General features: G+C 50.8%; 28 protein-coding genes. 20 read left to right on the top strand and 8 right to left on the bottom strand.

Going from position 1 to position 23,193, the window contains the following annotated elements; all coding sequences use genetic code 11:
- Positions 1–159 precede the first annotated feature (159 nt).
- The 7 genes from SynPROSU1_RS02605 (at position 160) to SynPROSU1_RS02575 (ending at position 7,103) form a co-directional block, all read left to right on the top strand.
- Positions 160–1,356: a HEAT repeat domain-containing protein gene (locus SynPROSU1_RS02605; protein ID WP_186571393.1), complete on the top strand. Its 1,197-nt coding sequence runs from the start codon at positions 160–162 to the stop codon at positions 1,354–1,356.
- A gap of 177 nt (positions 1,357–1,533) precedes the next feature.
- Positions 1,534–2,070, top strand: coding sequence for a bleomycin hydrolase (locus SynPROSU1_RS02600; RefSeq protein WP_006850273.1), 537 nt, complete (start codon positions 1,534–1,536; stop codon positions 2,068–2,070).
- Positions 2,071–2,116: 46 nt separating this feature from the next.
- Positions 2,117–2,614: a class 2 C-phycoerythrin subunit alpha gene (mpeA, locus tag SynPROSU1_RS02595; protein ID WP_115022927.1), complete on the top strand. Its 498-nt coding sequence runs from the start codon at positions 2,117–2,119 to the stop codon at positions 2,612–2,614.
- A gap of 350 nt (positions 2,615–2,964) precedes the next feature.
- Positions 2,965–3,834, top strand: a complete 870-nt coding sequence (locus SynPROSU1_RS02590; protein ID WP_186571392.1) for a phycobilisome rod-core linker polypeptide — start codon at positions 2,965–2,967, stop codon at positions 3,832–3,834.
- A gap of 156 nt (positions 3,835–3,990) precedes the next feature.
- Positions 3,991–4,911 carry a HEAT repeat domain-containing protein gene (locus SynPROSU1_RS02585; protein ID WP_186571391.1) on the top strand — a complete coding sequence of 307 codons (921 nt, stop codon included), beginning with the start codon at positions 3,991–3,993 and terminating at the stop codon, positions 4,909–4,911.
- A gap of 239 nt (positions 4,912–5,150) precedes the next feature.
- Positions 5,151–6,134: a helix-turn-helix domain-containing protein gene (locus SynPROSU1_RS02580; protein WP_255444752.1), complete on the top strand. Its 984-nt coding sequence runs from the start codon at positions 5,151–5,153 to the stop codon at positions 6,132–6,134.
- A gap of 3 nt (positions 6,135–6,137) precedes the next feature.
- The gene (locus SynPROSU1_RS02575; RefSeq protein ID WP_186571389.1) at positions 6,138–7,103 is read left to right on the top strand and encodes a helix-turn-helix transcriptional regulator; all 966 of its coding nucleotides are present in this window, start codon (positions 6,138–6,140) and stop codon (positions 7,101–7,103) included.
- A 32-nt stretch (positions 7,104–7,135) separates the two neighbouring features.
- Here SynPROSU1_RS02575 and SynPROSU1_RS02570 read toward each other — a convergent pair whose 3' ends face one another.
- Positions 7,136–8,329 (bottom strand): HEAT repeat domain-containing protein, encoded by a 1,194-nt coding sequence (locus tag SynPROSU1_RS02570; RefSeq protein WP_186571388.1) that lies wholly within the window; start codon positions 8,327–8,329, stop codon positions 7,136–7,138.
- A gap of 360 nt (positions 8,330–8,689) precedes the next feature.
- Here SynPROSU1_RS02570 and SynPROSU1_RS02565 point away from each other — a divergent pair, with 360 nt between their 5' ends.
- Positions 8,690–9,034, top strand: coding sequence for a Nif11-like leader peptide family natural product precursor (locus tag SynPROSU1_RS02565; protein WP_115093405.1), 345 nt, complete (start codon positions 8,690–8,692; stop codon positions 9,032–9,034).
- An 11-nt stretch (positions 9,035–9,045) separates the two neighbouring features.
- Here SynPROSU1_RS02565 and SynPROSU1_RS02560 read toward each other — a convergent pair whose 3' ends face one another.
- From SynPROSU1_RS02560 to cpeB, 5 genes are all read right to left on the bottom strand, one after another.
- Positions 9,046–9,684 carry a HEAT repeat domain-containing protein gene (locus SynPROSU1_RS02560; RefSeq protein WP_186571387.1) on the bottom strand — a complete coding sequence of 213 codons (639 nt, stop codon included), beginning with the start codon at positions 9,682–9,684 and terminating at the stop codon, positions 9,046–9,048.
- Between the two features lie 77 nt (positions 9,685–9,761).
- Positions 9,762–11,081, bottom strand: a complete 1,320-nt coding sequence (locus tag SynPROSU1_RS02555) for a HEAT repeat domain-containing protein (protein WP_186571386.1) — start codon at positions 11,079–11,081, stop codon at positions 9,762–9,764.
- Between the two features lie 496 nt (positions 11,082–11,577).
- Entirely contained in the window at positions 11,578–12,012 is a 435-nt protein-coding gene (locus tag SynPROSU1_RS02550) for a DUF2656 family protein (protein WP_186571385.1), read from the bottom strand.
- 134 nt (positions 12,013–12,146) lie between these two features.
- Positions 12,147–12,641, bottom strand: a complete 495-nt coding sequence (cpeA, locus tag SynPROSU1_RS02545; RefSeq protein ID WP_115022908.1) for a class 1 C-phycoerythrin subunit alpha — start codon at positions 12,639–12,641, stop codon at positions 12,147–12,149.
- 61 nt (positions 12,642–12,702) lie between these two features.
- On the bottom strand, positions 12,703–13,257 hold the full coding sequence (gene cpeB / locus SynPROSU1_RS02540; protein WP_166017569.1) for a class 1 C-phycoerythrin subunit beta: 555 nt from the start codon (positions 13,255–13,257) through the stop codon (positions 12,703–12,705).
- A gap of 310 nt (positions 13,258–13,567) precedes the next feature.
- Here cpeB and SynPROSU1_RS02535 point away from each other — a divergent pair, with 310 nt between their 5' ends.
- The 10 genes from SynPROSU1_RS02535 to SynPROSU1_RS02490 all read left to right on the top strand — a co-directional run bounded on the left by SynPROSU1_RS02535 (position 13,568) and on the right by SynPROSU1_RS02490 (position 19,731).
- Positions 13,568–13,801 (top strand): hypothetical protein, encoded by a 234-nt coding sequence (locus SynPROSU1_RS02535; RefSeq protein WP_115093401.1) that lies wholly within the window; start codon positions 13,568–13,570, stop codon positions 13,799–13,801.
- A 60-nt stretch (positions 13,802–13,861) separates the two neighbouring features.
- Positions 13,862–14,473 carry a phycobiliprotein lyase gene (locus SynPROSU1_RS02530; RefSeq protein WP_186571384.1) on the top strand — a complete coding sequence of 204 codons (612 nt, stop codon included), beginning with the start codon at positions 13,862–13,864 and terminating at the stop codon, positions 14,471–14,473.
- A gap of 5 nt (positions 14,474–14,478) precedes the next feature.
- Complete coding sequence (locus SynPROSU1_RS02525; protein ID WP_186571383.1) at positions 14,479–15,186, top strand: 15,16-dihydrobiliverdin:ferredoxin oxidoreductase; 708 nt, start codon at positions 14,479–14,481, stop codon at positions 15,184–15,186.
- Positions 15,183–15,956 carry a phycoerythrobilin:ferredoxin oxidoreductase gene (locus SynPROSU1_RS02520; RefSeq protein ID WP_186571382.1) on the top strand — a complete coding sequence of 258 codons (774 nt, stop codon included), beginning with the start codon at positions 15,183–15,185 and terminating at the stop codon, positions 15,954–15,956. The genes SynPROSU1_RS02525 and SynPROSU1_RS02520 overlap by 4 nt, the downstream gene beginning before the upstream one ends.
- Positions 15,957–16,132: 176 nt before the next feature.
- Positions 16,133–16,651 carry a phycocyanin subunit beta gene (locus SynPROSU1_RS02515; RefSeq protein ID WP_115022897.1) on the top strand — a complete coding sequence of 173 codons (519 nt, stop codon included), beginning with the start codon at positions 16,133–16,135 and terminating at the stop codon, positions 16,649–16,651.
- Between the two features lie 42 nt (positions 16,652–16,693).
- On the top strand, positions 16,694–17,182 hold the full coding sequence (gene cpcA, locus SynPROSU1_RS02510; RefSeq protein ID WP_115022894.1) for a phycocyanin subunit alpha: 489 nt from the start codon (positions 16,694–16,696) through the stop codon (positions 17,180–17,182).
- 74 nt (positions 17,183–17,256) lie between these two features.
- Positions 17,257–17,850: a chromophore lyase CpcT/CpeT gene (locus SynPROSU1_RS02505; protein WP_115022893.1), complete on the top strand. Its 594-nt coding sequence runs from the start codon at positions 17,257–17,259 to the stop codon at positions 17,848–17,850.
- Positions 17,850–18,623 (top strand): HEAT repeat domain-containing protein, encoded by a 774-nt coding sequence (locus SynPROSU1_RS02500; RefSeq protein WP_186572190.1) that lies wholly within the window; start codon positions 17,850–17,852, stop codon positions 18,621–18,623. Before SynPROSU1_RS02505 ends, SynPROSU1_RS02500 begins: the two co-directional genes overlap by 1 nt.
- The gene (locus tag SynPROSU1_RS02495; protein WP_115022891.1) at positions 18,623–19,255 is read left to right on the top strand and encodes a HEAT repeat domain-containing protein; all 633 of its coding nucleotides are present in this window, start codon (positions 18,623–18,625) and stop codon (positions 19,253–19,255) included. Before SynPROSU1_RS02500 ends, SynPROSU1_RS02495 begins: the two co-directional genes overlap by 1 nt.
- A complete protein-coding gene (locus SynPROSU1_RS02490) occupies positions 19,252–19,731 on the top strand; it encodes a low molecular weight protein-tyrosine-phosphatase (RefSeq protein WP_186571381.1) in 480 nt (159 codons plus the stop codon). The genes SynPROSU1_RS02495 and SynPROSU1_RS02490 overlap by 4 nt, the downstream gene beginning before the upstream one ends.
- On the opposite strand, the gene SynPROSU1_RS02485 is transcribed toward SynPROSU1_RS02490, so the two are convergent.
- Positions 19,715–21,232, bottom strand: a complete 1,518-nt coding sequence (locus SynPROSU1_RS02485; protein WP_186572189.1) for a bifunctional pantoate--beta-alanine ligase/(d)CMP kinase — start codon at positions 21,230–21,232, stop codon at positions 19,715–19,717. The two genes, SynPROSU1_RS02490 and SynPROSU1_RS02485, sit on opposite strands and share 17 nt — an antisense overlap.
- Positions 21,229–21,768 carry a septal ring lytic transglycosylase RlpA family protein gene (locus SynPROSU1_RS02480; RefSeq protein ID WP_186571380.1) on the bottom strand — a complete coding sequence of 180 codons (540 nt, stop codon included), beginning with the start codon at positions 21,766–21,768 and terminating at the stop codon, positions 21,229–21,231. The genes SynPROSU1_RS02485 and SynPROSU1_RS02480 overlap by 4 nt, the downstream gene beginning before the upstream one ends.
- On the opposite strand from SynPROSU1_RS02480, the gene SynPROSU1_RS13820 reads away from it, so the two are divergent.
- On the top strand, positions 21,767–21,943 hold the full coding sequence (locus SynPROSU1_RS13820) for a hypothetical protein (RefSeq protein ID WP_222929897.1): 177 nt from the start codon (positions 21,767–21,769) through the stop codon (positions 21,941–21,943). The genes SynPROSU1_RS02480 and SynPROSU1_RS13820 overlap by 2 nt on opposite strands.
- Positions 21,944–22,087: 144 nt before the next feature.
- Complete coding sequence (gene purM, locus SynPROSU1_RS02475; protein ID WP_186571379.1) at positions 22,088–23,125, top strand: phosphoribosylformylglycinamidine cyclo-ligase; 1,038 nt, start codon at positions 22,088–22,090, stop codon at positions 23,123–23,125.
- Positions 23,126–23,193: the final 68 nt, after the last annotated feature.

Raw genomic sequence — 23,193 nt, 5'->3', positions numbered from 1 at the left:
CATGAATCAATTACCTCTAAGCGGGATATATCGATGCTATTGTCAAAAGGACAATGGAACTCCTAAGCCGCTGCAGGCTCAGACATGATCAAGCTCAATTTGGAGCTCCACTAGCAGCTGGCAACGAAATCCAGGTTTTTCTTTAACGACCCCTGAGACATGGCCGAGAGATTCGACAACTTGGTTGAAGGCTTGACAGAGGAGCAGGCTATGGCTGTCATCTTGGCTGATCCAGACACACTTGAGAGGCCGGTTGATAAATACATGGCCGCGACAAGACTCGGCGCGAGCAGCACTGAAGAATCCCTCGAAGTGCTGATTAAAGCTTCAGAGTTAGATCCGGAACATCTCTATAATCGCATCACTCGACGCAAGGCAATCGACGCCCTTGGTAGAAGAAAAAGCACAAAAGCTCTGCCCTCTCTTTTTCGCACATTGACCTGTAGTGACGAAGCAGCAGTCATCAATTCAGTAGAGGCGATTACAAAAATAGGAGCCCCACTAACTGAAACAGACCAAGAAAAATTACTGGGTGCACTCGAAGGAGAAGATATTCAGAAAAGAGCTGTCATTCAGGCCTTCTGTCGATTGGGAGTCTCCGGAGTCATCGACAGCATCAGACCACTTGCTGAAGACTGCAATCCACTGGTGGCTGGTGCAGCAAGAGCATACTTATCAAAAGTTACCGTGCAATCCAAAGGGCTGGATGTACTCATTCCTCAATTGGTCGATCCAATCGCAGGGAGAAGGCGTTCTGCCGTTATCGATCTCGGTGATGCTGGCGATGTATCAAGACTAGAGGCTCTCGTAACCGCACCTGTCTCGATGTCGTTGCGCGCTAGGAGTGCATTTCAGTTGGTCGACCCAGACAAGAAATGTCAAATTCCCGATAGGTATACCGAGTTGATCACACAACTCCTACAAGACAACCCCCAACAACTGAAACTTAGGCAAGAGTGGATTTGCGCCGTCGAACCGACGGAGATCGAAAACAACCTCCAGCATCGCGATGAAGCACGTCAGTACGGAGGAGCCTCAAGCTTGATGGCCATGGCCTTGCCAGAAAGACTGATCTTGATTGACGACATCAAAGAAAAACTATGGAGCGATTATGTAACGCACTATTACCTAACAGCCGTTGTAAGCCTTCAGGGTTTGGGAGAGCGAAGCGAACTCATCAGGCTTGCCTTGGCTGAAACGATTCCTCAATACACAAAATCCCGAATTGCGGCGGCCTGGGGATGCCTCCGCTTGGGCCTTGTGGACCAGAAGCCTCTGCTGGAGGAGCTTTCGGCCAATGCCTTCTGGCTACCACTGAAATGGAGCTGCCAACAAGTCCTTAAACAGATGTCATAAAGCGGGGCACAAAGAGATGAATAGTCAAAGGGATGGTTGGCGGAAAAACTTCACTAATTTTTCCTTTGTCAACTTGTGTGTCCTGACGACGGTGTTCAGGAAGTCGGTCTGGAAAGCAGGGGTATGTTCATTCGTGATGCGGAATGCATCTCCCCAAACAACGTATTCCACAACCCCATGCTCGACGCATTCTCCCGGGCTGCTGTCTCGGCCGATTCCAGCGGCTCCTTCATTGGTGGCGGCGAACTTGCCTCTCTGAAGTCCTTCATTGCTGATGGCAACAAGCGCCTTGACGCTGTGAACGCCATCACTTCCAACGCCAGCTGCATCGTGTCAGACGCCGTCGCCGGCATCTGCTGCGAGAACACCGGCCTGACAGCCCCTAACGGTGGTGTTTACACCAACCGCAAGATGGCTGCTTGCCTGCGCGATGGCGAGATCGTGCTCCGCTACGTCTCCTACGCACTGCTCGCCGGTGACGCTTCTGTGCTGCAGGACCGCTGCCTGAACGGTCTCCGCGAGACCTATGCAGCTCTGGGCGTTCCTACCGGATCCGCTGCTCGCGCTGTTGCCATCATGAAGGCAGCCGCCAGTGCTCTGATCACCAACACCAACAGCCAGCCCAAGAAGATGGCTCTGACTTCTGGTGACTGCGCCAGCCTGTCTGGTGAAGCTGCTAGCTACTTCGACATGGTGATCAGCGCCATCAGCTGAGCCAGAGATTGATTTTCTGCACACCTGAACACCCTTCTTCTTAATCATGAAGTCCGTCATCACCACCGTCGTCGGCGCAGCCGACAGCGCTTCCCGCTTCCCCACCGCCTCCGACATGGAGTCCGTCCAGGGCTCCATCCAGCGTGCTTCTGCTCGTCTGGAAGCTGCTGAGAAACTCGCCAGCAACTACGACCAGGTCGCTCAGGAAGCTGTCGACGCTGTTTACAGCCAGTACCCCAACGGTGCCACCGGCCGTCAGCCCCGTAAGTGCGCCACCGAAGGCAAAGAGAAGTGCAAGCGTGACTTCGTTCACTACCTGCGTCTGATCAACTACTGCCTGGTCACCGGCGGCACCGGCCCTCTGGATGAGCTGGCCATCAATGGTCAGAAAGAGGTCTACAAGGCTCTCAGCATCGATGCTGGTACCTACGTGGCTGGTTTCTCCCACATCCGTTCCCGTGGTTGCGCCCCTCGCGACATGAGCGCTCAGGCTCTGACCGCTTACAACCAGCTGCTCGACTACGTGATCAACTCCCTGGGCTGATCATCAGTTCAAGCTGAGTGATTTTTTGATCTGACTGAGGGGTGGGCCAAAAGCCCACCCCTTTTTATTTTCAAGATCAAAAATCTGACATTCACAAGTCAGATATACTCAGTAAATAACACAAAAAGGCCACAAAAGCCAAGATACTAATAGCCAATCAGGCAGTAGTGAGAACATTCATCGACGCAATGATTACTCAAGGTGACCTCAAGTGAAAGGTCTTCATTCAATCCTTGATGAAACATCACTGAATTTAAGTTTCCAGCTCGCTTGCAAGTAACGACAAATTCGTGAGCTTCTAAGCACGTTGGAAAAGGTCACTGTTCTTAATCTATTCACTATTTTCCCTCATGCTAAGCACACAAACTAGTCCAGCAGGTATGGCTGCAGCAAGCCGCACCAAACCAGCGTCTTACTCCATGCCCAGCAAGGCTGGAAAAAACACAGTTCATCGGACTGTTGCTGGTGCCATCGCTGAATTCAAGCGCAACACCTGTTCCCAGATGGGCCTTGGCATTGGCCCAAGGCTTCACAGTGAATGTCCTTTTGCAGTGACATTCGACGAGTATCACCCAAGCAGCAGTGAAGCTCTAGAGCGCACAATCGTTGCTGCATACAGGCAGGTGTATGGAAATCTGCCTCCAACGGAAAACGAGCGCTGCACGTCCCTTGAGGTGCGCTTGATGAACGGAGAAATTACAGTCCGCGACTTTGTTAACGGCCTGGCAAAATCTCCTTTCTACAAGGAAAATTATTTCCATAATGTCGCCCCCCAACGTGGGATTGAACTGAACTTCAAACACCTGCTAGGACGGGCACCCCTCACTCAAGAGGAAGTTCAAAACAGCATCAAACTTCAAGCAGAAGAGGGATTTGATGCTCTGATCGACAGCCTCACAGATTGCGCAGAATATGCCGAAGTGTTTGGATCAGACATCGTTCCTTACATGCGAGCAGGCGATTCCTACGCAGGAATGATGACCAGCTCCTTCAACATGATGCGCGAGCTTGCCGGCACAAAGGTTGCCGTTAGTGACAACGCACAAGGACGTCGGAGTCGCACCACGACGCAACTGGCTGCGGCAGCGATCAGCATGATGAAGCCGATCTTTAAGGGCGCACCAACGCTGCCCCAACAAAAGTACGGCGGACATCAGCCTCCCAGGAGAACCGGCGCTGCTCCCTTCCGTCCCTTCGGCGTTAAGCCATTGCCATATTGATGAAGATGAATTAGGCACCGAAATGCCATCACTTCTGCCCCCTTTCCAGGAAGGGGGCATTTTTGTGTCCGGCGGCGACACTGCAAAGCCCCACAAACCGGTAGGTGCCTGATCAGAGTCGCTTAGATTGCGACTCAACGAAGTTGGACATCCCCCGTGCTCCAGGATTTCACCGATATCTCATCAATCAGCGAAAGCCAACTCACGGAAGAAGAAGCACAGCAGCTTGCTGATGAGCTCAACGCACAGTTAGGTGAAGGTGAAATCCCTCAATCAGATGCAGAGTCACTCGAGCGAATGGTCGCCGGTCTCGGAGATGCGAGAGGAGTTCTGCGACTCACCTTTGCAAAAAGTCTTGGAGCAGTAGGAGACAAAGCTCTACCCATTCTCTGTAAAGCACTTCGAAGTCACCAGAATGTCATCGTCAGGAGAGCATCAGCAAAAACGCTCAATTTAATTGGCAACAAGGAAGCATTACCTTATCTGCTTGAAGCCTTTTTAGAAGACAGTGATCCAGTTGTACTCGGATCTTCTGCTGGAGCAATGGCAACAATTGGCCCCGACGCCATGGATTCCTTACTAGGAATCCTGAAAAATCCAGACTGCACACCATTTCAGGTTGGCTTAATCAACCTAGCGCTAAGTTTTATCGGTGCCAAAGCACCCGAGACATTGCTAGAGGCTGCAGATTCAGACGTTGCTGAAGTTCGAGTTGCTGCAATTTCAGCTTTAGGAGATCAAATACAAAAGAGTGATGATCCTCGGGCACAAATCAGAGTATTCAAAGCACTAGACGACATCTCCTCGGAGGTGAGAGCAGAAGCAGTTACACTGATTGGAAAATCATGCGATGCAGAAGATGTTGAACATATGCTGTGCAAAAAGCTGATTGACGAAGACAATCAGGTGCGCAAGAACACTGCGATGGCACTGATGAAATTAGAAGCATATAATTCAGTCGAAAGCATAGAAAGGGCAAAGTCAGCAGAAACAGATAAGTCAGTACAAGCAGTATTCAATGTTGCAATCAACATACTAAGTAGAGATTTACAAGAACACAGGAGCAAATACGAATAAGAGTGCCAAAGCATCAAAAGGATGCCCTAAGCAGCCCAACTTCTACTCCACGTAACATAAACAAAAGGAATTCAAGCAAATCTGATAAGAAGCGGATAGCAGCAAGTGAAAATTTAATCTTCAAGAAAAACTTCAAGCTTCGTACGCATGAGCCCCAAAACCATAGAGTAGATGAAATAAGCTGAAAGGTCTTGCGAAGAAAACGATCGCGAAATTATGTTTTTTGCGATACGCTCGAAATGGAAGAGTTTTGCAAGGCACATTTTGAAGAATATCATTCAACCTCCAACTTCGGCTGCAATGTAACTCAGTTAAGCACTGGAATTCTAGAAACGCAGACCACTTGCTCACCAATTCAAGATGTCCATCTTGAAATTTTCAAATCCAACCAAACACTGCTCTATGAGGAAGAAGCCAATACAAAATCAGTATCATTCTGCTGGCTAGATAGTTTAGCGACAACTAATAAAGAGGTACTTACAACAATAAGCGGCCACCAGTTGACGAGAAATAGTATTGCTGGATTCAATCGGATCAACAAAACAGGAGGAAATATCTGGGACATTGTGGGAGCGAATGAAGAGCTTTGCTGCATGAGTTTAAAATGGAATAAATTACAGGAAAGAATAAATAAATTGAATGCTTTTAATGCCTATGCAAGGCTCGAAGAATGCATTGGAATTGACTCGGATGATCATGCCAGCACTCAACTCAAAAAATTATTCCATGATCATTTCAACGGCCAGCCATCAAAGAAACCGAATTCCTTTTACGATCTAGCAATCATATTTCTTGACAACGAAGATAATGAATCAACATTTGATGCACATCGGTGTGAGTCAACAGACCTCATAGAAGACATGGTCAAACTGATTCACGAAGATCGTGCAGGAATGCCGCCAATCACACTCGAAGAAATCACCGAATACCTCAATTCAAATAGAGACTCTCTAAATACAACATGTCGAAGAATTTTCAACATGGATGTAATTGAGCTTGTCAGAAGAATACGTTTGGAGCAAACCCGCAAGGCATTTTTAACTCCCCATTCCTCAACCGGACTCAAAGAATTTACAAAGAAAAGAACAGCACTTTACTATGGTTTCAAAAACTGGAAAAAATTTGAGCACTCCTACTCTTTGTATTATGGAGAAACTCCCAGTCAAACAATAGATCGATCAAACAGGAATATATATTCATTCAGTTCTTGGAAGGGAGAATAAAAGATGAAAACAACTTTTGAATTTCGTGATCCACTAGAGATTTCTGAAGAGCTGGCAAAACTTGGTCAACTGACAAAAATAACGCAGCTAGATGGTGGCAATGGTATCTATACGATGCAAGCCGCAACTGCCAATAAAGTATCACTTGCAGAAATATCTGCCAACAAAACCTTGCTGTACGAGGGATGGGGCAATGGTGTTACCATCGACTTCAATTGGATTACTCCAAAAATAGACATTCAAGATGCCTTTGGATATTGTGATGGATTTAAAATGGCGAAAAATAGTCTAGCTGGATTTGGAACCATTAACTCAATACCAGGGAATGCATGGGGAAAATATTCCAGTGAATGCTCTAGTACTGGTTGCATGATTGATAAAAAAATACTCCTTGAATTGCTTCAAAACTGCAAAGCATACGATGGACTCGAAAGACTCACGAGTGATCAGGGAGTTTATTCCAATAATAATGCCCTAGTCCAACTCAAAAGATTAGCGAAAAAAGAGGTATCGTCAGGAATTCAGACACCAGAAAAATACTTTGACCTAGTAATAGCATGCCTCGAAGAACCAATGAGTGAACAAAATAGTCACGGAGAAAAGAACATAGGCCAATTAAGAGAAATCATCAACCTTGCCCATAGCCAAAAGTCTATGGAATCTCCTCTATCGTTGCTTGAAGTGTGCAAACATATCAACACGAGCCAGGCATCATTATATCGCGTCTGTCAGGAATTCTTTGGCATGGGAATTATTGAGCTGATGACACATATTAGGCTGGAAGAGTCGAGGAGAATGATGCTCAACAAGGAAGCTCGTCAGAAATTAAAACTATACTCAATTCGCGATATTGCGATTAAATATGGGTTTAAACATCAAGGAAGATATGCGCGACGTTACTACACTGCCTTTGGCGAACTTCCAAGTCAAACCATAGAAAAGTCGAGGCGGTACAAGTTACCTTTCTAAACAACTAATCAAAACAATAAAGGATCAACCCTCTACAACTTGCGTAAAACCTCTGCACATGTCCATCGAAGAGGTTCCCAACTAGACATCATAAATAGATTTTCAATCTCACTACGACATTCGGATAAACCTAAGTTTAAACATCCCCAAGTGGCTGCAATTTTTGATTTTGCATACTGTGGAGCTGGCTCTGATAATGATTCCTTGGTAATGAAAGATAATTCTGTTAATCCAAGTTGAGAGATCAAACAGTTGACTTGATAGTGAACGCCATAGTCGGAGCCATGATTCTCCCAAATAGAGTTGATTGCCTCCGTTAGACCAGCAACCGGCCAAGTAAACAAGGTTTTTGCACCCGAATACTGGCGTTCTTCGTCTCTATGCCTTAGTAAGTCGCAGACTTCTTTTAAATCAACAGGTACATCAACACTTTGCGTGAAACTTAGATGACGAGAATCATCCTGCAACATTTGATTGATCAGGCTTCTTTGGGATTCAGTTTTAATCTTCGGAGTTATCTTGAACGCACTTTTAGCTCTTAAGGGCATTGAAACGGCTACTTTTGCAATATTCGACAAAAGAGACGGCTCACCAGCATCACCAATATCAATAACCGACGATCTCCGATAAATAACATTGGTATTTTCGAGGTGATCTGCAAGAATCTGCAACTTGCTCTTATCACCTTCAACTCTTATTGAATAAGCGATAGATGCGCCATTAACCAATATATTTGGATTGCTCTGTTGCTTAGAGATTATCCCATTACTATCATGCATCTCCAAACGACTAAAGCACTGAATTGCAACACGCTTCAGTACATCAGAGCCATCTTGAATGATCTTTAAAAGAGATGATTTAAACTGAGAATCAAGTGGAACGCCAAAATTAATCAACGTATCAACCGCATTAACAATTGTCTGCTCATCGCTACTAGACATAGCGTCATAAATGGTAGGTAATGTAGTGAGATCACGTCGACGTCCTAGTGCTTCAATAGATTTGCGGCGTGTAATAGAGTCAAAAATATTTTCTCTGTCCCCAGTGGCAGCTAAAACTAACGCGTCAAGAGAGTCTCGCGAAGAACAAGCTCCCAGCCTTGTCGCTGCAATATACTTAATGCCAGGATTATCGAGAGTACTAATATTTTGTGAAAGCAAATCAATGGCCTGGTGTTCATCCATCCACGAAAATAAAGTATCAAATCTCTGCGAGTTAGGCACCATGCAAAACGCGGATATTTATTTCTAACAGCGGAATTTATCTATAACGATAAATTGGTAAGAATTGACCCGTGCACCGGCAAGATTGATAATTAATGGCTATCTAGCTTAAGAAGAATAAAGCGAAGCAAGTGATCAGAGCACGATGAGAATTTCATCCATTGCATAGGCACCAAGCAGAAACAAGCCAATCTCAAAATCATGCTTGGTTAATACTTTACTTTTTACACAGAAGCCTGACAAAGCAGACGGGGCCTGACATCCAAGGAGCATGAAAAGCCCTCTAGACTCTCCATAGGCAAAACAACCCTGATAAGAAGCGGATACATGCTGGTAAAATATGGATAAGCAACTAGATTCTCTATGTCGCGTGCTGAATTCATACGCTTTCTTGAAGTTCTAGAAGAAGATTTGCCATTCAGAGCTCTTTTCCAGGAAGCTGAGCCCGAGGAAATCCTCAAGCTCGCAGATGAACATGGATTTATCTTTTCGGATGAAATAAAGGGTCGTTTCCTGAATCGATGGGCAGGTGTCTATTTCTGCCCATTTGCTAATGATGTGGGAAGATTATGCCCAAAAATGGTGCCGGAAGGATTTAGCACACTCCTACATTATTCACAGACAACATGTGCCAAAGAGGATAAAGTAGAACGTTTCGATTTTCGTGCTGGAGGCTATTATGAAGGAGTAAAAACAGTAACTGGATAAAGGAAAAGATATTAATTTCTAGAATTTAATAGGTTCTGAAGTCGTGCCAATGCAGACTGAGCTGCTTCCTGAATCAATGGATCATCATTGTTTTCTTGAAGTTTATGTAAAGCATCTTCAGCCATAGGATTCGGGATATCGGCAAGAGCCTGAGATGCACTAAAGATCAAAGCCACATTTTCACTGCTGAGAGACCTTGCCAGAAGTCTTATTGCCTCTTGAGACTTAAATTGTTGCTTACCAATCTGACCGAGACACATCAAAGCACCTTGTACGACCACCATATCTGTATCATCAATCCCTTGTTCCAGCATCTCCATCACTGAATCAGGAAAAGGCTGGTCAGGAAAGTTCTTGAACAATTGTACGAATGCCTTCGGACAACAACGCCTTGCAGTTTGATTCTCAGTTGTTGCATAAAGTTCGATCAAAGGATCGAATGCAGAACTCCCAAAGAAACCAATTCCTTTAACAGCCGCTCTATATACTTTGGGATCATGATGACAGAAAAGTTCTAATAATTTTGGCATCGCCTCTTTCTGATAGTGCTCAGAGAGAATCAAACAGGCTTCTTCCTGAATCCTAGGATTAGGATGCATTAGATCCTCAAATAATGCCTCAATTGAAGGAATAATCGAATCGTCGCTCACTTAATAGACTAATCATTGAGTTTTCCATATTAGCATTGGATGTCTCGGGTCATAAGAAATTGGAATTTGGTTCTCAACTAACCAATAACTGCCTGTGCTTTCAGACGCAGCAAACTGTCGACATCAGATTCGACAAGCTGTTGTAGCTGACGTTGATATCGAATTTGCAGACGATCTGTCTGATCAGCTTGGATTAAGAGGAGGCCTGCATAACACATATCCCAACCAGGCTTATTTTCTAGAGAAAAACAATTGTCGAGAATACAATCGTATTGATCAGGAAATAATTTAGCGAATGATAACAAAGCCGCTGGTGGTGATTTTCTAAATTGTGGGCGCTTATCTATAATCGCATCCGAGAGGATTTTATATATTCGAACAAGGGCTTCATCACTCCAACCTGCCTTCAGTCCAAACAAACGCATCAAAAAATAGTGCGCACCGTAGTCATTATGGGCTTTTTCTCGCCAGCAATTGTCAACAGCAATCCAAGTTTCTTCAGCATCACAATTCAAGAGCGCCTGCATCGCAAGATAACAACGACTGAAATCTGGGTGAAACAAGCCCTCTACCAAAAGCTGTGTAGGCATAGATTCAGCGTAATGATGAAGAACAGTTATCGATCGAGGATCATCAATAAAAAGTTGATCAACTGCTGTTATTGCGTGATCGTTTGAGAGTTTTTTTACAGGGTTATCAAATAAAGCTCGAACAGCTCGCATCCGAAATGCAGGGGAAATTGGTGCCTGGACTAAATCAGATAAAAGCTCAACAGCATTCGCGTCGATCACATCTTGTACAGCTGACTGTCGATCCATTTGATTGGGACTGTACAAATGATCTGAAAGATCAGCCAGATCTGAATGATCTCCAGATAGCTGAATCATGGCAGCGATGGCAGCACCGCGCACCGAAGGCTTTTCATGAGCTGTAAGAGCCGAAATCGTTGAAATTGCTGATTTAACAGAAAGCTTCGATAAACTTTGAATTAAGACTCTTTGATTTTGACAAGTGTCATCCACCAAATGAATCATGCGTTGATGCACTTCAGGGTCTTGACAATTCAGACGAGCCAAAGCCCAAGCAGCATTCTCAACCATATAAATATCAGAGCTATCTAAAAAATTCGCAATTTTAGGTTTGGCCTCTGTCACCCCTAATCGCGCAAGAACTTCTACAGCTTTTCGTTGTGCAAGACCTATAGGTGTAACTGTAGACGGCCTATCGAGAAAAATTAATAAGGCTTGGCTTGTTATTGGGTCAGGAAAATTGATCAGGTGGGAAACGGCCATATAATAATCACTTTCACTCTCTAAATCATCAACTTTTTTAGACAAGATATTAACGGCCTCGCTTTGATCAAGGCCAGCATGAATATTATCAAAAACACCGGGCATCAGAAATGACCAACTTCTCAATGATTCTACATGCTGTAGATGATTGAATGCTTCACGTCAAGATAAGAAAGTATTAGCAAGCTTGCCAACAGACGATACAAGGGGCAAAATTCTTTTTATCCACTATAAAAAATTATGGGACCGTTCCCAGGACGATTGATTCAGGTTTCGACAGGAGTGATGGACGGCTGTAGGCCCTCAACGCCACACACAGTTGGTGTTGATACCCGATTCATGGCGCAATGGATGCAAGCTTTTAGAAGTTGCAAAACATCGATCACATGTGTCGGGTGGAGCAAAGCCGAACATCGTCCGTTGATAGCAACACCTAAAACGAAAGAATCGACTTCAAAGGTACGGCAACTAGTTGAGAAATTGACATCGACGTCAGAGTCTTCTTCTAGCAAGAAAACTTCAGACAAGATAGAAGAAAGTAAAGAGACCAAAAAAAGCTCTGGTCGTCGCAAAAATCGCCGAAAGCAGTCTTAAGGACTGCTTATAGGGATGCTGAGGAAATCTGAAAAATGGAATCTTCTGGACGCCCAGATTTAAGACCATCCCAATTGATCACCTGAAGAAAAGCAACTTCATCGGTTGTTTCAACTAAGTCAACACCCCAATATCCCTCCTGGAGTGGAGCTCCAGGAGAAGCTTGGGAATCCTTCCTTCCACCGAGTGCCAAGACAACGTGGTTCATCTCATGCCCAAGTTGTCGACGGTATTGAGACCAAGTCTGAACTAGGTCAGCAGCCAGTTCTTGCGGCGACAAATCAGATGATATTGAGAGTTTCCAATGAGGATGATCGAGAACTGCAGTTGATGAAATATTTTCTGAAAGAGATTTAAGTGCTTGTGCAAGCTCCTCAAAATTCAATGCAGGCACGTGGTCTGATTGAATTTGTAAGTTGTGAGATAGAACAAACGTTGTCATCAAAAAACAGTTTCTTTGAAAAATCTAATGGAATTGAAGCTTGTCTGTGATGGGTGATTCAAGGTCTTCCATCTGACGGACACAAAAAAGGGGGGAGCAAAGTGCCCCCCCCTCCAGCTAGAACCTTGAGCGGATCAAGAAAGAGCGTTGATCGCGTAATCAAGGTAGCTCTTGAACTCGTTCAGTGCCTGGGGGCTCATATCACGAGGTGCACAACCGCGGTTACGGGTGTAGGTGAGAGCTTCAATGTATGCATTGGTGGGAAGACCCAAGGTGCGATACACCTCACGTGCTCCAGCAATGCCCCACTCATCGAGAGGGCCGGTACCACCAACGATGAGGCAGTAGTTGATCAAGCGCAGGTAGTGGCCGAGATCGCGGTAACACTTGTCGACCTTCACCTGGCTATCACCGGCTTCACCGGGTTGCCGCAGGTAGGCGTACTTGTTGAAGCAAGCATCACCAGCTTCGCGGGTGACGTTGTCCAGACCGGCGGCCAGCTTTTCAGCAGCCTCCAGACGAGCAGCAGCTCGCTGAATATTGCCCTGAACAGCCTCAAGGTCGTTCTGAGAAGGGAAGCGACCGGCTGCATCAGCAGCGGTCACAACAGTGGTGACGACGGATTTCATTTGAGATCCTTAGGTAAAAGGTGCTGAGAAGGTAAAAAGAGAAGACTTGTTCGTCCGCAGATCAGCTGATAGCGCCAATCACACGATCGAAGTAGGAACCTGCTTCAGACACCAGTGCAGAGCAGTCGCCCTGAGTGGTTTCCATCTTGCGGTACTTAGCACCACCGCTTGCAGGGGTATTGGTCTGACCAATCAGAGCCGTAGCAGCGGATTTCATGATCGCAACTGCGCGGGCGGCAGACTGAGTAGGAACACCTAAAGCGATGTAGGTTTCCTTGAGACCGTTAAGGCAACGGTCGTCCAGCACGGAAGCGTCACCAGCCAGCAAGGCATAGCTGATGTAGCGAAGCACGATCTCACCATCGCGAAGGCAAGCAGCCATGCGACGCGTGGGGTAGCAGTTGCCTCCGGCCTGGATGAGACCTGTGTTTTCGCAGATCATTCCGGTTACCGCATCGGAGACGATGCAATAAGCGTTGGAGGTAATGGCATTGACAGCGTCCAGACGCTTGTTGCCTTCTTGCACATAGGAGCGGAGGCTAGCGAGGTCGCTACCACCAACAGGTGCAGTTTTGGCGTCAGCGCTGACGACTGTGCGGGAGAATGCGTCGAGCATTGGGGGCCAGACAGTTTGGGGGATGCAGTGCTTCGGGGACCGATGGGTGAGCAGGCCTTAAAGACCTGGTAGCCCAAGGGTGGTGGAAGCGCTGACCAAGGCTAAACTCAGTTGTCAGCTGGCTTTGCAAACAGACCCCTTTACGCAAAAGTTTGTCACCTTGCGGGAATAGCAAGGAGTTCCTCCAGCTGAACAGGGCACCTTCAACAGCACTCTTTCCTTTGTTTGAGCAATGCTGAGCGAAGGTTCACAAAAGCCTTAAGCAGGCGAGTTGGAGGCTTAGTATCGCCAGGGTCAACATGTGAAATGCATGGACAACGCAGCGTCCGATTTACCCAGCCTCAAAGAATTGCAAGAGTCTATTGAGGAATTAGCTGCCTACCGAGAAAGACTTTTTCAAGATGTAATTGGTCTAGGCAAAAAACTGCGCCTTTCACAGAAAAAAATCGACGCCACGGTAGCGGCGCATCCAGAGCTACAACGGCTCGACGAAGTCATGTCACAACTCGTCGCCCAGAAGAATGCGCAGCAAGCACAATCTTGATCCGCTTAGGCAATAATTCATTTGTCGACTTGAATTCATCTATTCAACAGGTTCAAGCCAATGGTCAAAACACTTTCCCCGCCGATGACGATGGCGGATTTTTTTCAAGCCAGCCGCGGAACTTGGTTGAACAGGCGCGCTGTTCATCATCTCGACCACCAAGATGATGAAGCGGCAGACTCGAATCTAATCATTGAACCTTTCAACTCAGATGACCCAGTCGTATCCAAAATCTGCGATTCTTTGAACATTAAGACCGAAGACAGTTCTGGTGGAGCTCGGTTTTGGTGGGAAAGCAACATCAAGAAGGGCGTCCGCAACGATGACTATGCGGCAGTCGTGATCGACGTCCCCTCCCACGATGATTCCCGCAAGGGTTTTCTTCTGAGAGATGTAGGCTATGTCGAGAAACAATCCGTACTGAGCACATACACCTTTGCGGACGACGGAGTAGTAACAATCACGACGCGATACGACACCAATGTTGGCATTGAACGGTGTTGGTTTGTGACAGATCAGATCAGGATGAGAGTAAGTTCTGTCCAGTGTTTAGACGGCGTTGCAATGACCACATATTGCACTGAGTTTCGATGCCCTACCGATGCTGAAATCGCCGGCATTTCCGAGCGTTCACAGAACCTGGCCATGGCGACCTCTACAAGCAAAGGCTGAACATCATGTTTGATCCATTTCTTGATGAATTGCATTCAGGGATCAAAGCCCGGGGCGCAGTGCCAATTGAGGTTCCCCCTGGTCTGGAGCACAATCAATCATCCAAGCGCTCCAGCACGATCCAAAGCTGGCTTTGGGACGTTCCTGGATTTCGTCGTTGGCGCGTTACAAGATTGGATGCTGGCGACAGCCTCCAGGTGCTGAATTCAGTTGCCTATCCGGATTACGCCTACGACCATCCTCTGATGGGAGTTGATCTTCTCTGGTTCGGAGCCAAGCAGAAGTTAGTGGCAGTTCTAGATTTCCAGCCCCTCGTTCAAGACAAGGATTACTTAGAACGGTACTTCGATGGTCTGAAGTCTCTCAATGCTCAATTCCCTGATCTCAACGGAGAAGAGACAATGCGGTCTTTCGACCCAAATCAGTATTTTTCCTCCTGGTTGCTTTTCTGCCGTGGCGGCTCGGAACAGGCCACAACATCACTGCCTCCTGCCTTTAGCGCTTTCCTAAAAGCTTATTGGAACTTGCACGACGAAGCAGTTAAAAACTCATCGTTCATCAATCCCGAAAAAGTAGAGCAGCTTCAAAAAAACTACGATATCTACAGCGCCGAGAGAGATCCTGCGCACGGCCTTTTCAGCAGTCATTTTGGCAGTGATTGGTCTGATCGTTTCCTGCACGAATTTCTTTTCCCTGAATCTGCTCAACCATGACGCTCCAGCGCGCTAACAGCTCTGATCCGCTCGCAATACCGGGCTGGGCATGGCAGCCATTTCTTGATGATGCGGTTGCGGCACTCCAGACATTTGAGCCGCAGCCCTACCCAATTGAACAAGATTTTTTATTCAAGCAGGGACAAATTGGCTCACGGGCGAAGCCAGTCACCGTGACCACAGCCACATGGGCTTGCCGCACTGAAAAATTTCGGCAAGTTCGTGCCGCTTGTGTCAACGGGGGGGACGCAGCATCAGTACTTAATTTTGTCATCAATCCATCCTCCAAGTACGACTTGCCCTTTTTTGGAGGTGATCTCGTCACCCTGCCTGGCGGTCATCTTCTTGCACTCGACCTTCAGCCCGCCGACAAAAGCGATGAGCAACACACGCGACCGGTTTGGGATCAGTTGATGCCTATTTTTGAGCGGTGGCGGGAAAAATTACCCGACGGTGGGCCGATTCCCGAAGAAGCCCAGCCCTTCTTTTCTCCTGGCTTTCTCTGGACCCGTCTTCCTCTCGGGGAAGAAGGGGAGCACTTGATCGAAACCGTGGTGCGACCTGCCTTCAATGAGTACTTGTCTCTTTATCTGCGGCTTGCGGCCACGGCTGAACCTGTCTCTGACCAGCGCTCTGAGGTTCTCTTCGCAGGTCAACGTCGTTACACCGACTATCGCGCCGAGAAAGACCCGGCCCGAGGAATGTTGACCCGCTTTCACGGCAGTGAGTGGACAGAGGCATACATCCACGAGGTTCTTTTCGATCTTTGAGAAAAGCCTCACCACTTCCTTGTTGTAGCAAGGGAGTTAAGCATTATGAACAGCTTTCGGGAGGCTCCGGAGCTGTTGGTCAGAATCGCAGGCGACGGGATGGAGGCAATAGCCTTCAGCTATCCCTTTCATGTCTGAGATTCCCCTTCCAGACGTAGTTCACAGGAACAACAACCATGTTCGACGCCTTCACCAAGGTTGTCGCCCAGGCCGATGCCCGGGGACAATTCATCAGCACCAGCGAGATCGACGCCCTCGCTTCCATGGTTTCCGACAGCAACAAGCGTCTGGATGCCGTTAACCGCATTTCCAGCAACGCTTCCAGCATTGTTGCTTCGGCTGCACGCCAGCTGTTTGCTCAGCAGCCCTCTTTGATTTCACCAGGCGGTAACGCTTACACCTCCCGTCGCATGGCAGCTTGCCTGCGTGACATGGAGATCATCCTGCGTTACGTCACCTACTCCGCTTTCACCGGCGACGCTTCCGTGATGGAAGACCGCTGCCTGAATGGCCTGCGTGAGACCTATCTGGCCCTTGGTACTCCTGGTGCCTCGGTTGCAGCAGGCGTCAACCTGATGAAGGAGGCAGCCCTTTCCATCGTTAACGACAAAACAGGTATTTCCACTGGCGACTGCGCCTCGTTGAGTAGCGAGATCGGCACCTACTTCGATAAGGCCGCAGCATCCGTCGCCTGATCGACGCGTTAATCCGACGTCTTTCACTTCTCCTATCAACCAATGAAAACCCCTCTTACCGAAGCTGTTGCAGCAGCTGATTCCCAGGGTCGTTTCCTGAGCAACACCGAAGTTCAGGCTGCCTCCGGCCGTTTCAATCGCGCCAAAGCCAGTCTCGAAGCAGCCAAAGCCCTTACGAGCAAGGCCGATTCCTTGGTGAACGGCGCAGCACAAGCTGTGTACACCAAGTTCCCCTACACCACTCAGATGGCGGGGCCCAATTACTCAGCAACCCCTGAAGGCAAGGCCAAGTGTTCCCGTGACGTGGGCTACTACCTGCGCATGATCACTTACTGCCTGGTCGCTGGTGGTACTGGCCCCATGGACGACTACCTGATTGCCGGCCTGGCCGAAATCAACCGTACTTTTGAGCTCTCCCCTTCCTGGTACGTGGAAGCTCTGAAGCACATCAAGTCCAACCACGGCCTTAGCGGCGATGCTGCTACCGAAGCCAACAGCTACATCGACTACGCCATCAACGCCCTGATCTGATCAGGTGATGTTGTCTGCAAAGCCCCCTTCGGGGGGCTTTTTTTATTGTTCTTTTCTGGCCTTATCAGAGCGCTGTGATCACCCCCAATGTTCGGCGTTTTCTCAACCTGCTCTGCGGCGAGTACAGCAACCAGCAACAAGCCTTCGACAACCCGCCTCTCTATGCCCACATCTTCCTGAGGTATCGCCCCCTGGCACAGCTGCGTCCAGGATCGATCCTGCTCGAGCAGACCTACGCAGTCGACCCCAAGCATCCCTATCGGTTGCGAATGATCCGCGCTGAAGCACAGCCCTCCGGTGCCATCAAGCTTTGGAATCACATCTTCCGCGATCCGGAACGCTTCGCTGGGGCAACGTTTGACCCGCAACTGCGGCTTGCCATTCAGGACAGTGATCTCATCAGCCTGGATCAATGCCACTACCAGGTGGTCGAACAACAAGACGGCTACCACGGGGCCATGGAGCCCGGCTGCCAATGCATCGTGCGGCGGGATGGCAAAGACACCGTGCTGGTGAGCAGCTTTCACCTGGAGGGGGAAGCACTATCGACCCTGGACCGCGGTCATGACCCAACCACAAATGAGCGCTGCTGGGGCTCGATCGCTGGACCGTTCCAGTTCAAGAAAACCCAAAGTTGGACAGCCGACATGGCGTCGGCCTGGGTGTGATGGAACCGCTAAGTGAAGCGCAGGTGATCCAGAACCTTCGCCAAACGGAGGATCCTTCAGCGCAGTACTACGCCGCCTGGTGGCTGGGAAAGATGCGCAGCCAGCATCCAGATGCCATCCCTCTGCTGCTGAAAGCCCTTGAGGCACTGAATGACACGCCGATCGATCCCGAACGACGCGGTATAGCTCTCAACGCGATCCGTGCTCTTGCTCTGCTTAGGGATGCGAGGGCAGAAGAACGCCTGCTGCTGCTGCTGAGATCGAACGACTACGCCGTGCGCGAAGAGGTCGTTCGCACTCTTGGAGCGATGGGCAGCCGTGGGGCTGTTGAGGGCATCCGCGCTTTGCTGGCCAGTGGATTGGAGGGGGCCGGACAAGAGCAGACCTCTTCCCCCTTACTCAACGAACCCTGTGAAGCCCTGCTGGAGGCCCTTGGTGACATTGGTGATGCCAGCAGCAGCAACCTCGCAGTGGTTCAGCCGTTCACGAAACATCCTCGGCCGTTGATCCGTTCAGCAGCCTGCCGAGCTCTGCTGCAGCTCACAGCGCTTGATCACTGGGGAGTTGAACTCAAAAAGCTGCTGAACCATCCCGAACCATTGGTTCGCCGTGGAGCGCTGCTCGACCTCGGAGCCACCGGCTGGATCGGCGCTATCCCCTCAATCCGCTCGGCTGCAGTAGAGCCCAGCCTCAAGCTGGTCGCACTCCGTGAACTGGCGGAACACAACGACGACCCAGACGAGGTCCTCGATGCGATGGATGGCCTGCTCTGATGACCACGACAGGACTAGCCCAGGCCATTCAGATGCTCGACCGCGCCACCAGCACCCCTGAACTGGTCCGAGCAACGCAAGCCCTCTGTGCACTGAACGACCTTGAGGCCGCCAAGCCGCTCGTGAAGGTACTTGGATTCAACAATCCTGCGGTAGCAGCCGTCGCGACGCAGGGGCTGATTCAGCTGGGACGAGACATCGTTCCCACCCTTCTGGTAAGCCTGGATTCCCGCAATTACGGAGCACGAGCATGGGTGGTGAAAGTGCTTGCAGCGCTTAGGGATCCACGGGGTCTTGATCTTCTCGAACATGCTCTCCAGGCCGACATTGCACCAAGCGTGCGGCGCTCAGCAACCCGCGGCCTGGCGGACTTGGAGCTGCCCAAAGACGCGGGGGAAGATCAGCTTGAACGTTGCTTCCAGGGACTGCTCAAAGCGGGACGAGACGACGAGTGGGTCGTGCGTTACGCAGCTGCCTATGGACTCGAGCAGCGTTTGCGCGGCACGACTGTGTCGCAGCAACTGGCAGAACAGGGCCATGCCTCGCTGAAGCAGCTCGCTTCCGATGCTGAGGGTGTCAGGGTGGTGCAGCTGCGGGCCCAACGAGCCCTCCAACGCATCAACGCCGGATGACCCAAAAACTGTTGTTCGTCTGCCTTGGCAATATCTGCCGCTCTCCAGCAGCCGAAGGCGTGTTTCTGCATCTGCTGCAGGAACGTGGTCTCAGCGATCAGTTCGTGGTGGATTCCGCAGGAACAGGCGGATGGCATGTGGGCAATCCGGCGGACCGACGCATGCAGGGAGCGGCCAATCGCCGTGGCATTCAGCTGCCCAGCCGCGCACGACAGATCAGCCTCGACGATTTCTCGAGTTTCGATCTGGTGCTGACCATGGACGACGACAATCTCACCGCCGTGCAAGGACTGGCCAGGGAAGCTGGCCAAAGGGCAACAGCCACCATCAAACCGATGCTCAGCTACGCCCGCAGCTTCTCTGAAACAGAGGTTCCAGATCCCTATTACGGAGGCGAAGCGGGCTTCGAGCATGTGCTCGACCTGCTCGAGGATGCCTGTTCCAACCTGCTCGACGAGCTCAGCCCGCCGGCGTAGGCCAGGCTTCTTCGGCCACTCGAGACCGGAACTCCTTCACCAGGGCGTCGATCACAGCCGCAATGCTCATGCCATCGGTGACGAGCTCCACAGCATCCTCTGCCTGCACCAAGGGGGCTTCCTCGCGGGTGCTATCGAGATGGTCCCGTTCGGCGATCTGTGCCTCGAGCTCAGATCGCTCTGGCACCGGGAAACCCCGCTGCTCAAGATCAAGAGCTCGACGCCGGGCGCGCTCGCCCACCGTGGCCGTCAGAAACACCTTTAGATCAGCATCCGGGAAAACAGCCGTGCCGATGTCGCGACCTTCCGCCACCAAGCCACCCTTGGCACCCATCGCCTTCTGCTGTGCCGTCAGTGCTTGCCTCACGCAGCGGTGAGCCGCCACAGCCGAGACCGATGCTGTGACTTCAGGGGAGCGAATCGCGTCGCTCACGTCCTGCCCGTTCACCAACACCTGCTGGCCGCCACCGGGCAGCGACCGCAGCTGAAGATCCAAGGCATGCAAGAGAGCCTCAATGGACGTCGCATCCTGGGGATCCACACCGTTTTGTTGCACCAACCAGGTCACCGACCGGTACATCGCGCCGGTATCGAGGTAGACCAGCCCCAACCGCTCAGCAAAAGCACGGGTAACGGTGCTTTTCCCGGCACCGGCCGGGCCATCAATGGCAACGAGAGGCTGGCGAGTCATCAGGAAGACATGATCTATCAAACGGGTCGTCCCGCAGCGCACCGCCGCGGCCAGCAGCGAGATGGCGGTTTCAGACCCACAGGTCTGAAGACTGAGGGGATCGACCCTCTCTACATACTCCACCTCAAGCCCTGCATCACTCAGGCTCCTGCGGACTGAATCCTTGGGATTGTTCTGATCAGCACGGCGCAAAGCTGCTGGCAGAGCAGCAGCACGCTCACGATCCGCAGCAGAGAGGTACTGGTTGCGGGAACTCAATGCCAGGCCATCCGCTTCACGAAGCGTGGGAACCCCCTGCACCGCCAGGTTCAAATCCAGATCAGCGACCAGCCGGCGCAGGATCACGAGCTGCTGCCAATCCTTTTCACCCAGCCAAAGACATGAGGGCTTCACCAGCTGCAGGAGACGGGCCACGACTGTGACCACACCATCAAAGTGACCTGGACGGGATGCGCCGCAGAGATGGGACTGGAGGGCGGCCGGCGCTGACCGGGACACAACTGAATTAAGTCCACCGGGGTAGACCGTGTCGACAGTCGGAGCCCAGAGGGCGTTGGCGCCACTGCTTTGGGCTAAAACCCGATCCGCATCGAGCGCGCGGGGGTAGCGGTCAAAATCTTCGGCGGGACCGAATTGGAGTGGGTTGACGAACACACTCACAAGAACAGGACCTTGTTGGGCAGCTCGGCGAATCAGCTGGCCGTGGCCTTCATGCAAACCACCCATGGTGGGCACGAATTGAAGCTGTCCACGGAGGCCAGTCCGGAAGATCTCCAGCTCGGCTTGCGTGGAGAGAACAACAAGGCTCAGCGCAGCACCTCAAGCTTGACCTGGGCGATTCCAGAGGCGGTCAGCCCAAGATCAGAGGCGGCGCCGTGGCCGAGGTCGATCACACGGTGATAAACGAAGGGCCCACGATCATTGATGCGAATAACAGCGCTTCGCCCGTTCCAAAGATTGGTCACACGAACCTTGGTGCCGAAGGGGAGCGTGCGATGGGCAGCCGTCATCGTGCCGGGCTGATAAACCTCGCCATTCGCTGTTCGGTTGCCATAAAAACCGGGGCCATACCAACTGGCTTCTCCGGTGATGACTTTGACGACGTCAGGGACGACCCTCAGCTTGGGCTTGGGGAGCTCCGCTGCAGGGGGTGCATCGACTTGCTTGACCTCTGCAGGAGAGAGCGTGGCCTGCAACTCAGACACCTGGGGCTCGACGACCAGATCGAGGGGATCCAATGGTTCTGCACCATCAACAGCCAGAAAATCGCTTGCCACCACGGGCAAGAGTGCAGCACTCCCTGAAATCGCTCCGGAGAGCGTGGCCACCGTCAGAAGGACTCGCATGCAGAGCGGCGTGACCAACGAAACGGAACTGATGTCGCAGTTCCCAAGCGTTGACTGGCCTAATCAAACAATTGCCCGCGAACTTAAAAAAACTGCTCCCGAAAGAAAATGGGGGCCCATCGCCATGACCGTCACAACAACCCAAGCCCGACTGCACCGGCAATCCCCGCACTGACTGGCAGATCAACGCCCGAAAGCAAGCCCCTACTCATAAGCCGGAAACAAAGAGCCGATAAGCAGATCGAATCAAAAGCTGTGCCGGCAGCTCAAGCCGCACAGGCGCCCCGGCATTGCAGGATTATTGCAACGGATTCATTCCATGGATTACAAGAGCGCTGGAGTTGACGTTGAAGCCGGACGTGCGTTCGTGCAGCGCATCAAGGCGTCTGTGGAAGCCACCCACCGACCGGAGGTCATCGGAGGCCTTGGGGGTTTTGGGGGGCTGATGCGCCTCCCCAGCGGCCTGCGAAATCCCCTGCTGGTGTCGGGCACCGATGGCGTCGGAACCAAACTGGAACTGGCCCAGGAGCATGGCAGCCATCACGGCGTTGGCATCGACCTGGTGGCGATGTGCGTCAACGATGTGATCACCTCAGGAGCAGCGCCTCTCTTTTTTCTGGATTACATGGCCACTGGCGCACTAGCGCCGTCGGCGATGGCTGAGGTCGTGGAGGGAATCGCCGATGGATGCAGGCAAAGCGGCTGTGCCTTGCTCGGCGGAGAAACCGCCGAGATGCCGGGGTTCTATCCCAAGGGGCGCTACGACCTCGCCGGCTTTTGCGTGGCCGTCGTCGAAGAGGACGACCTCATTGACGGTCATCGCATCCAGCCTGGCGACAGCGTGATCGGTGTCGCCAGCAGCGGAGTGCATAGCAACGGCTTCAGCCTGGTGCGCAAGGTGCTGGAACGAGCCAAGGCTGATGCGAACACCCTGTATGGAGACAACAAACGCCCTCTGATCAGCGATCTGCTGGCGCCTACAACGCTGTATGCCGAGCTCGTACAACATCTTTTGCAGAGCGGATGCGACCTCCACGGCATGGCCCACATCACAGGGGGGGGACTGCCGGAAAACCTGCCGAGGTGCCTCCCAGAAGGCTGTTCCGCTCGCATCGACGCCACCAACTGGACGAGGCCGCCCCTGTTCCGCTGGCTTCAGGAAGCCGGAGACATCCCCGAACGAGACCTTTGGCACACGTTCAACGTCGGAATCGGGTTCTGCCTGGTGGTGCCAGCGGGGAGCGAAGGCGATGTCATCGATCACTGCCGCGTCAAGCAACATCAAGCCTGGGTGATTGGCGATGTGCGGTCAAATGCACTGGGCAGCTCCCCGGGCCTCGAGGGGGTGCCCGCCTGATTGCGTCAGTTTCAGACGGGTTCAATGCAGATGCTGCATGCCTCAGGGTGAATCGAATAGGCTGCTTC

Origin of the sequence: Synechococcus sp. PROS-U-1 (genome assembly GCF_014279755.1) — a bacterium.
Classification (GTDB): domain Bacteria; phylum Cyanobacteriota; class Cyanobacteriia; order PCC-6307; family Cyanobiaceae; genus Parasynechococcus.
This window is presented reverse-complemented; position numbering and strand designations above follow the sequence as displayed.